Annotated in this window: 7 protein-coding genes and 1 pseudogene; all 8 read right to left on the bottom strand. The window is 49.8% G+C overall.

Going from position 1 to position 9,718, the window contains the following annotated elements:
* The coding region (locus RT269_RS12210) for a TIM-barrel domain-containing protein (protein WP_313182948.1) at positions 1-1,522 on the bottom strand (1,522 nt) is incomplete at its 3' end.
* A 61-nt stretch (positions 1,523-1,583) separates the two neighbouring features.
* Complete coding sequence (locus RT269_RS12205; RefSeq protein ID WP_313182946.1) at positions 1,584-3,194, bottom strand: glycoside hydrolase family 31 protein; 1,611 nt, start codon at positions 3,192-3,194, stop codon at positions 1,584-1,586.
* Entirely contained in the window at positions 3,191-4,015 is an 825-nt protein-coding gene (locus tag RT269_RS12200) for a carbohydrate ABC transporter permease (protein WP_313182944.1), read from the bottom strand. The genes RT269_RS12205 and RT269_RS12200 overlap by 4 nt, the downstream gene beginning before the upstream one ends.
* The gene (locus RT269_RS12195) at positions 4,005-4,922 is read right to left on the bottom strand and encodes a carbohydrate ABC transporter permease (RefSeq protein ID WP_313182942.1); all 918 of its coding nucleotides are present in this window, start codon (positions 4,920-4,922) and stop codon (positions 4,005-4,007) included. The genes RT269_RS12200 and RT269_RS12195 overlap by 11 nt, the downstream gene beginning before the upstream one ends.
* A 31-nt stretch (positions 4,923-4,953) precedes the next feature.
* On the bottom strand, positions 4,954-6,225 hold the full coding sequence (locus RT269_RS12190) for an ABC transporter substrate-binding protein (RefSeq protein ID WP_313182940.1): 1,272 nt from the start codon (positions 6,223-6,225) through the stop codon (positions 4,954-4,956).
* A 55-nt stretch (positions 6,226-6,280) separates the two neighbouring features.
* Positions 6,281-7,285: a LacI family DNA-binding transcriptional regulator gene (locus RT269_RS12185; RefSeq protein ID WP_313182939.1), complete on the bottom strand. Its 1,005-nt coding sequence runs from the start codon at positions 7,283-7,285 to the stop codon at positions 6,281-6,283.
* 26 nt (positions 7,286-7,311) lie between these two features.
* Positions 7,312-9,447 (bottom strand): glycoside hydrolase family 65 protein, encoded by a 2,136-nt coding sequence (locus tag RT269_RS12180; protein WP_313182937.1) that lies wholly within the window; start codon positions 9,445-9,447, stop codon positions 7,312-7,314.
* Positions 9,434-9,718 (bottom strand): annotated as a pseudogene (locus RT269_RS12175) (glycoside hydrolase family 125 protein); the annotation flags it as partial. The gene RT269_RS12180 and the pseudogene RT269_RS12175, both read right to left, overlap by 14 nt.

The raw sequence follows: 9,718 nt of genomic DNA, 5'->3' as shown, positions 1-9,718 counted from the left end.
CGTCGGAAACGGCGTATCCCTTCTGGAGCATATAGGACTCGTCATTGTCCTTTTGTGCATAAGAGTAAGGCGTGTATTTTAAAACGGGTATCTGCCACAGCACCAGTTTTAAGCCATTTTCATGAAGAGTGTCTGTCATGGCCTTTGGATCCGGCCATTTAGAGCCGTAAGTGAAATCTGAATTTTTAAAAGCAGCCGAGCCAGGAATTGGCGTATAGGCTGCTTCATTCCAGACATAGAAGGTGTTTTCGTCACTCCACTGTTCCAGCACTAAAACAGTAGCCGGAATGTCGTTGTTTTTAGACTGGTTCATGGCCTCTAACGCTTCTGATTGGGTATCCCATTCATTGGCGGACATCCAAAGTCCGAAAGCCCATTTAGGGAGTTCCTGGGGCAGACCGGAAATTTTGTTGTACTTCCCCACCACCTTCGCAGCCGTACTTGCACTGATCAAGTAGTAATCCAAAAGGGGGGAATCCACATGTTCCGTATCAGCTTCAAATACATACCGGTCCCCATTGGTGGCTGCCATATCGAACCGGGAATAACAGGTGGTATTTAAATAAATTCCGTAACCTTTGCTGGTAACGAAAAAGGGAACCGACAAATAAGTTTTACTGCCCTGGTTCTGGTATTGGTTGTAAATGTAGGTTTCAACCACTTCTCCCCGTTTCTCCGCACCGTCATAATGCTCTCCGAAACCATAGAAACGCTCGTCTGAAGGAGAGAGGTACCCGTCCCGGAACTGCCCGATCACATCCTTTCCGTCGGTCAGCCAGGACATCTCCCTGCCCATTCCGCCGTTAGAAGTCAAGACCCTGTTGTGTTCGTAGCTGTATACCTCTAAGGCGTATGGGTCCTTTGTGACGGTAACCCGCAGTTTTCCGGTTTTTATTTCCACCTTTTGGGTATCTTCCGTCACAGTGTAACCGGAAATACCGGAAGCAAATTTCCCGTCTCCCTTTGGTGAAAGCTGGAAACGCACGGTTTCCTCGTCCGTAAAGCTAAGAGCCAGCTTTGGAGAGAAATTTCCCGTATCCGCCGTCACATCAAAAAGGACGGTTCCGTTGTTATAGGAATTCAAAGACAAGGACTTTACTTTTTCCCAGTCGGTCACATGAAAGGTAAAAGGACCGATGGATTTGGTGTTTGTGCCGTTTGCGTCCCCGTGGACCGTATATTCCACAGTATCTCCTTTTGCAAAGGAGCCTAAATCCGCTTCCCAGTAAGAGTTGTTCCCGCTGTTATAGGACCAGACCGCGCCTACGTCCGTCTTCTTTACACCATTTACGGTGTAGGAAATCCAAACCGTCTGTCCGGATTCCACAGGCCAGGTGGTGCTGTGGATCCGCACGGACTGGCCTGCAATCGGATTCCTGGGCGAACGCTCAGTAGGTTCTATTTCATAAATATCATTTAATCCGTAAGGATTGTGCCACGTTCCTTCCAGCGCAAAGGCTGGTGAAACGTTGAGCAGAATACAGCATATGCTCAGTAAAATGGCCATAAGCTTCTTTCTCATATTTCCCCTCCATTTATCATAAGTGTTATTTCCTTGAGAAATGGTTTCTCTTTCGGTTAAACTAGTTCAAACGCCAGACCAATAGTTCTCCCGCCTGGCATTCCCTGTACAAGCGGCATGGACCCGCCGTTTGTTCTCCGGTCCAATAATCGCTCCAATTTCCTTTTGGCAGGTATACCTGCCTTCCTTCCGCTCCTTTCTCTAAAACCGGGGCCACTAAAAGCTGCGAGCCAAACATATATTCGTCGTCCACCGCGCAGGCTTCCTTATCCTCCGGCCAGTCAATCACCAGTGCGGCCATAAGGGGGCGGCCAGTATTTGCACTTACCCTTGCTTCCTTAAGGATATAAGGCAGCAGCCGCTCCCTTTCTTTCGTAAATTTTCGGCAAATGTCAAGGATTTCCGGCCTTCCTGTCACCTTTGCCATGTTCCACGGACTTCTGTCGTTGATCTCTTCTTCCGAAGCTGCCAGAAGCTCGGAAAACTGGCCGGAAGCCGGTTCCGAGTGCCACTGCATGACCGGTGCAAAGCAAGCCATGGCAAAAGAGCGCAGATACAGTTCGGCGGAAGGCATTTTTCCCGCAAAGCCTGCAAGGTCAAAGCCCCAAAAGGGCAGACCCGACAATCCTGCGTTTAAGCCAGCCGTCACCACATGGCGCAGTTCTTCCCAAGTGGACTGCTGGTCCCCGGCCCAGTGCATGGGCGTGGTCTGAGCTCCCGTATATCCGGCCCTGGAAAAAAGCATCCGGTCATCTCTTATAAAGTCCGTATAGGCTCTGGTGTAAACCATGGCATAACCATTTTTCATTTGGGCTCCGGTCCGTCCGTCAAAGAAGCGGGCGTTATCGTCGTATACAAATTCCCCGCCGTCGGTCTTAAAGCCGTCCACTCCCATGTCAAGCAGATATTGCCGTTTCCCAAACCACCAGTCACAGGCCGCCGGATTGGTGAAATCCGGTATCATGGAACCGCCGAACCAGCGCCCCTCCGGAATCAGATAAGGGGATCCGTCGGCGTTGGTAACGACAAAGCCCTTTTGGACCGCTTCGGCGCAGTCTGCTTCGTGTTCCGGACAGATGCGCCCAGGCTCCAGCTTTTTCAAAACCGGAATCTGCCAGAGAATCAGGCGGATTCCTTTTTCGTGAAGGTCCCGGATCATCCCTTCCGGATCGGGAAAACGTTCTTTGTCAAAGCGGTAAAAGGTGGCTTCATCGCTCCAGGCTTCGATTACCACCACAGAAGGTTTCATCCCCTGCCTGACAGCTTCCTCCACCACTTCTTCCACCACCGCCTGACTATCCCAGCGGTTGGCTGACATCCAAGGGCCAAACGCCCAGTCCGGCGGCACCCTGGGCCGCCCCGTAAGCGCCGTAAACTCTTTAAGAACCTCCAGGGGCCTTCCCGTAAATGTCCGCACATCGTATTGGTCCGGAAGCGTAAAGACGATCCCGTCATCGGTTTTTTCCGTGAATATGGTAAACTTCTCCATTGTGTCCACATAAAGACCCCCGCCCCCGTCTGTCAATGCAAAGGGGATGGGCAAATAGGTGGAAGCCCCCTGATTGGTAAAGGTTTCGTATACGTGGTTTTCGCGGGCCAGCCCCTCCTGATTTAATGCGTCAAACCGTTCTCCAAATCCATAAACGGCCTGACCGGCAAGCAAACATTTCATCCTTTCACACCTCCTACCTGTAATCCTGCTGCAAAATATTTCTGTGCAAAAGCATATACCATCAGAATCGGCAGCATGGAAACCAGCGCTCCCGCCATAAGTAAGTTGTATTCGCTTTTGTACTGCCCGTTTAAAGAACTTAGAATAATGGGCAGGGTAAACTTTGTTTTTGTGGTCAGCATGACCAGCGGCAATAAGTAGTCATTCCATGCGTCCATAAAGCAGATAATTGCCAAAGTGGCAAGGCTGGACTTGCACATGGGGCATATGATCCGTACAAAGACAGTAAAAATCCCCGCGCCGTCAATGGCGGGCGCTTCCATATAAACGTTAGGAATCGTCATCATGCACTGGCGCAGCATAAACACCGCAAACACCTTGAATACACTGGGCAGTACCAAAGCCCCCAGACTATCCACCAGTTTCAGCTCTCCCATAAGTAAGTAAAGGGGGATAAAAAGCACCTGGGAAGGGATCATCATGGTTGCCAGATAAACCAGAAAAATGGCGTTTTTCCCCTTAAAATCCAGTTTCGCGAAGGCAAAGGCGGCCATGGCGGAACTTATGATCGTCACTGCAACGGAGCTGATGGAGACCACAAGGGAATTAATCATGGAAACGGTCATTCCCTCTTTACTGAACAAATCCGAGAAATTCTTAAGGGTCGGGTTTTTGGGTATCCACTGTATGGGCAGGGCCATGATTGCACCGTAGTTCTTGAAAGAAGTGGACAGCATCCAGAAAAAGGGAAGCAAGGTTACGACCGATAGCAAAACAGCCGTCAAATGGTATAAAACTCCGGATGCCGCTTTACGATTCATAGTACACCCACTTTCTTTGCAGCACGTTTTGCAGTACGGTAAAGCCAAAAATAATGACAAACAACACCCATGACCAGGCCGCTGCATAGCCCATGCGGCCAAATTTAAAGGCGTATTTGTAAATCCGCTCCACCATGACCATGGTCGCCCCGTTGGGTCCTGCGTCGCCGTTCTTGGTCATGACCATGATCTGCGGGAAAAGCTGAAAGGCATTGATCAGGGACAGCATAATGACATAGAACAAAATCGGTGACAGCAGGGGCAGGGTGATGCTTTTAAACTTTTGGAAATATCCCGCCCCGTCAATCTCGGCGGCCTCGTAGTACTCCGGATTTATAGTCAAAAGGCCGCTAAGCAGAATCATTCCATAAAAACCCATATCCTTCCACACGCTGGCAAGGACGATGGAGGGCATTGCCCAGCTCTCGCTTTGGAGCCATAAAGGCCCCTTAATCCCTATGGCTGACAAGGCATTGTTGATCGGCCCGTACTCCGGGCTTAACATCCATTTCCAGATCAAGGCTCCTGCCACCCAGCTGGTCAGTACCGGTATGTAGTAAAGCATCCGGTAAACAGAGGCCATGCGGCTCTTCCTCTGAATGATCAGAGCAACCATTAAGGAAAACAGCAGGACCAGCGGAAGGTACAGCAGAATAAAATAGGCGTTATGCCCCAAAACCACCCAAAATTCAGGATCTTTGACAAGCTGGGAGTAATTGGAAAACCCCACGAACTTGTCACCGACAAACTGAAAAAAACCGTGGAACAGCCTTACCCTGCTTAACCCCGACCAATCGGTGAGGCTAAGCAGCAACGAGGCAAAAATAGGAATCAGATTAAACAACACAAGTCCGGCCATACTTGGCAAAAGAAAGATAAAGGCCCTTATCCCCTGTTTTTTATACATAGCAGTTCCCTCCTGTCAGGCTAGATAAATGTCAGTTTAATTTGATTTTCTGTTCCAGTTCCGCCTGACACTCATCCAGCGCGTCTTTAGCGGTAACGTTACCGGAAATAGCGTTGTTTAAGTGCTTGGTGATGATCTCCTGCATTTCAGACTGCTGTTTCACCACCGGAGGTGTTACCAGATAATCCAGGGATTTAAATACAGCTTCCCGGTTCTCCGGCGGGGTTACCTTTAGATAGGAATCAAGTACGTCCTGATAAATAACAGGGGGAAGCTCCCAGCTTGAATCCACGCGGATCTGTGCGGCTTCCTTGCTTCCTGCCAGAAAGGCGGCCAAAGCGGCGGCAGCTTCAGGATTGGCGGTTTCTTTGTTTACCACGTAGGCATTTGAGAAAAAGTGAGTGGCTTTTGCCGTATTTCCCGGCTCCACCGCCACGTCCCAGGAAAAATCGCAGTTATCCGTAAAGTCGCTGAAGGCCCAGATTCCGGTTATAATCATGCCAAGACGTCCGGATTTAAACAAATCCCAGTCGCCCATGCCGCCCATTTGTGCATCCGAAGGCATAACATTGCTGTCCGTCACCCAACCGGACATAATGTCCAGCGTTTCCACATTCTGCGGCAAATTGACCGTAAATTTCCCACCATCTTCGCTTAATAAGCTTCCCCCGTTCTGTTTTACCCCTTTGTAAAATTCATGGAAACTTACGGGACGGTACAAGCCGTAGGTATCCCCGGAAAGGGAGCGGATTTTCTTTGCGGCTTCTAACATTTCCGTCCAGGTCCAGTCGTCGGTGGGATAGGCGGCTCCTGCCTTGTCAAATAAATCTTTGTTGTATACAAGCACCACGTTGGAGAAGGAATTGGGAATTCCAAATTGTTTTCCCTCGTACTGGAAGGCTTTCAAAGCCGTCTGGTTAAAGCCTGAAGTATCCCCCATCAGAGCCCCGATGTCCAAAAGCACATCTTCCGACGCATAGGCCACGAAATTCTCAAAATTCAGTTCAAATACGTCTGCCGCACTGCCGCCGACAATTTTAGACTGCAGCTGAGTGAAATAATCGTCATAGCCAAAGCTTTGCAGCTCCACCTTGATGTCTGGGTACTGCTCATTGAATTTTGCAACCATTTCTTTCAGTGCCCCCTCAGACGCACCGCTTCCTGAAAACTGGTCCAGGCGGATTGTGACTGCTTCTCCGGCTCCGGTTTTTTCTGCAGTTTTGGAGCTGCAGCCTGAAAGTAAAACTGCGGCACTTACCATTGCACTTGCGGCCCATATACATTTTTTTGCTAACTTCATCATAATAAACTGTCTCCTTAATAGAAAGAATGGATGTTGATTTGATTTCGTAAAAGGATCAGCGCACCGATCCCCTTTCTACCAAAGTTAATGGAAATACCTTGTTCAGTAGTGTGTGGTTCTCGTTTATCAGAAGTTTCACTGCTTCCGCACCCTTTGCCGCCACATCCTGATGTATGGTGGTAAGGGGCGGATCACAGGTTTTGGAAAGCAGCGAATCGTCAAAACCTATGACGGAAATATCCTTAGGGATCCTTACGCCCCTCCCGCGCAGTCCCATACATAAGCCCACCGCCAGAATGTCAGCAGAAACAAACACCCCGTCGGGCCGTTCGGCCATCCCAGCCAGATATTCCCCCATTTCGCAGCCGTATTCAAAGGACACTTCCCCCGACAGTAACAAGGATTTCTCCGGACTCAGTCCGTACTCTCCCAGCGCCTTTTCATACCCCTTATGACGCAGGAAATTCACGCCCCTGTCATTGACATGCCCGGTCACATGTGCAATCCTTCTGAGTCCCTTTTCCAACAGGTACTTCGTCGCCATGTACCCGCCCTGCATATCGTCCACGCTGATTGAGTGAAAACCGGAAGCCTCACAGTAACTGTCCACCAGTACCACTGGGATGTTTAACGTTTTTAACTGACGGCATTCCTCGTCGTCATTCATCCCTACCACGATCACACCGTCCAGTCCCCGGGTTCTGGCCACTTCCGCGTAAGTCTGGCCGGAATCGGCTCCGGAAATCATGATATGATAACCGCTTTTGCGGGCCGTATACTCCGCCGCCGACATGAAATCGCCGTAAAAGGGATTGGAGAACATTAATTCTTTTCCTGATTCCGTCTGGGGAATCAGCACTCCTAATAAATTGCTTTTGTTATTTACCAGGGTGCGGGCTGCCAGATTGGGAATGTATCCCAGTTCCTTTATGGCGTCATTCACCCGCTTAATTGTTTCAGGACTTAAGCTTTGCGAGGGAGTATTATTGATTACATAAGACACCGTGGCTATGGAAACCCCCGCCCTTTCTGCCACATCCTTCAGACCAGGCCGCTTCATAAAATCACCTTCCTTCTTTTCATTTTTTATTCCTCTTCCGCTTCTATTTTTCCGCCTTTTTCATCAATTACCGCCAAGTACCGTTTTCCTTTTATATAAAAGTGAAAAGATAAACGTTCCCAATCCTTCGGAAGCCTGGGAGATAACTCCGGCTTGCCGCCGTTTCCCAGTGCCAGACCTGCGAAGCCAAAAACCACGGCCTGCCAGGTAGCCCCTGCCGCGGCCAAATGAATGCCTTCCCTTCCCGTATTCTTCATCCGGTTTTCCAGATCCAGAAACAGGCTTTTATCAAAATAATCGCAAGCCTTCTGCTCCCGGCCCAAATAGGCCGCCGCCCAGGCGTGAATCCCAAAGCTTAGGCTGGAATCATGAAGTGTCAGCGGTTCATAACAGTCCCAGATAGCCTTTTTTTGCGGGTCCGTAAACCATTCTGGCTTTAAGACCATGAGCAGTACTAAATCCGCCTGTTTTAGCACCTGATACCTTTGGAGCCAATCAAAATCGTACTGATGGTAGGCTGCGCTTCCATCCCCGGCCTTTTGCCCCGGAAATGCTTCCAGCCGGAGGAAATTGTCGTCCTGAATGTACAAGTCCCTGTCAGAATCATACTCAATCCGGCTTTTTTCTATGATGTCCCGCCATTTTTTTATTTCCGAAACGTTAGCTGCCGCTTCCTTCCTCTCGACCGCCTGCAAAGCCAGCCGTAGATTATGGCGGGCCAGAAGTACCGTATAGGCGTTGTTTCCCGAAACGCCGCAGTATTCGTCAGGTCCTTTAACAAAGAGCAGGTTATATACATCCTTTCTTTGGTCATAGGAAAATCTTCCGGCCCAATATCTGGCGGTCTCCACATACAGCTGCGCGGACTGGCTATCCAGGGTTTCATCTCCTGAAATCTTTAAGTAGTTTTCAACGGCATAAGCTACGTCTGCGGTAATGTGAATCTCACAACGTCCGATGTCCCAGCTTTGGCACTGTTCTATGCCGCCTATGGAGCACATCCACGGATACCTGGCTCCCGGCAGATTCAGCGCCTTTGCGTTCTTCTTTGCGTCCGGCAGAGTGTTTAAGCGAAACAGGATCAGATTTCTCGCGGCCTTCGGGTCCGTATACAGGTAAAACGGCAGCAGGAAAATGTCCGTATCCCAAAAGCAGCAGCCCTTATACCGTCCATGGGTCAAGCCCCTTGCGCCAATGCTGACCGTTGGGTCCTCCCAGGGGCAATTCTGAATAAGCTGAAATAAGTTGTACCGCAGGGCGGACTGAATGGTACTGCCGCTTCCTTTTTGGGTGACCTCTATGTCGGCTTGGTCCCAGCGGGATTTCCATGCCTCTTCGCTGTCTTTTAGCAGCTCCGCAAAGGAACGGTTTATGACGTGGGGGCGCAAGTCTTGCCCGCCGTGTAGGAGCGTTTCCGAATCCACCAGAACCGCTTCCGTATAAAGAATCTTTTCGATCCTCACCATTTCCCCTTCCACCAGCGGAATATTCAGTTCTTTCGCCGGACAGTCAGGCACCGAAGCATCCTTTGCAGTCCCCCGGTTTTGGAACATGCGGGCAGTCATGGCTACGTGCAAACGGTTGGAAGCTTTACTGTCAGCCTTTAAGAAACAGTAGTCCTCTCCCGTTTCCGTTTCAGAAACGGAGAGCAAAGACACGGTATCCAAGTTTTCCTTGGTCTGGTCGTCATCCACAGGAAGGTTCACGGTTTTCCCGTCTATTCCCATAAAAACAGCTGTATTCCCGCTGTAGTTTAAAGCCGTCAATTCCAGTGAAAGGGCTGACACGTGTTTGTTGTCCATGCTGATAAAGCGGGAAATATCAATCTGCGTCTCTCTTCCTTCCTTATCTTTCCACACCGACTTCCTCTCAAAAAGGCCGTTGCGCATATCCAGGGATTGGGAAAAGGATTGGTACTCCCCTGTCCCCAGGGAAAACTGGAAATGAAACAAATCCGGTAAGTTCACCATATCCGTGACACCGGGACTGATATAATCAAAGCCGCCCGCCAGATAATTACAGCGCTCGTAAGCCTTTGCCCCGTCCATGAAAAACGAACATCGGGAACCCAGATAGCCATTTGACTGGCTGAATATGCTTTCCAAAAACTTTGGATCTTCTCTGCCTTCACAGCGAATCTTCCATGGTTCATACTGAATCATGATCCACACCCCCCTCATTCAACCCTTCCATTAAACAATAGGCCAAATATCCGGCACAGGTCGCAAACGCGGCTCCCGTGGCACATTCGCCTGTCATTTCATCCACGCTTTCACAGGCAATTCCATTGTCCATGGAAGCTCTGCGCAGAAAGTCTAAAGACGCTTCCTTCCTTCCGCTGATCAGCCCGTTGGCGACGCTCAGTATCCAGGGGTGGGGCGCATGGGGACAGCCAATGTCGGAAAAAGGCTTTCCTGCAAAAGAGTATGTGTA

The organism is Lacrimispora sp. (genome assembly GCF_032078915.1).
Lineage (GTDB): Bacteria > Bacillota > Clostridia > Lachnospirales > Lachnospiraceae > Lacrimispora.
The sequence above is the reverse complement of the archived record's forward strand: the minus strand, read 5'-3'. Positions and strand labels throughout refer to the sequence as shown.

Coding starts and splice junctions, on each gene's coding strand:
- RT269_RS12185 (WP_313182939.1), bottom strand. CDS start 7,285: ATGAAGCGGCCTGGTCTGAAGGATGTGGCAGAAAGGGCGGGGGTTTCC.
- RT269_RS12195 (WP_313182942.1), bottom strand. CDS start 4,922: ATGTATAAAAAACAGGGGATAAGGGCCTTTATCTTTCTTTTGCCAAGT.
- RT269_RS12180 (WP_313182937.1), bottom strand. CDS start 9,447: ATGATTCAGTATGAACCATGGAAGATTCGCTGTGAAGGCAGAGAAGAT.
- RT269_RS12200 (WP_313182944.1), bottom strand. CDS start 4,015: ATGAATCGTAAAGCGGCATCCGGAGTTTTATACCATTTGACGGCTGTT.
- RT269_RS12190 (WP_313182940.1), bottom strand. CDS start 6,225: ATGATGAAGTTAGCAAAAAAATGTATATGGGCCGCAAGTGCAATGGTA.
- RT269_RS12205 (WP_313182946.1), bottom strand. CDS start 3,194: ATGAAATGTTTGCTTGCCGGTCAGGCCGTTTATGGATTTGGAGAACGG.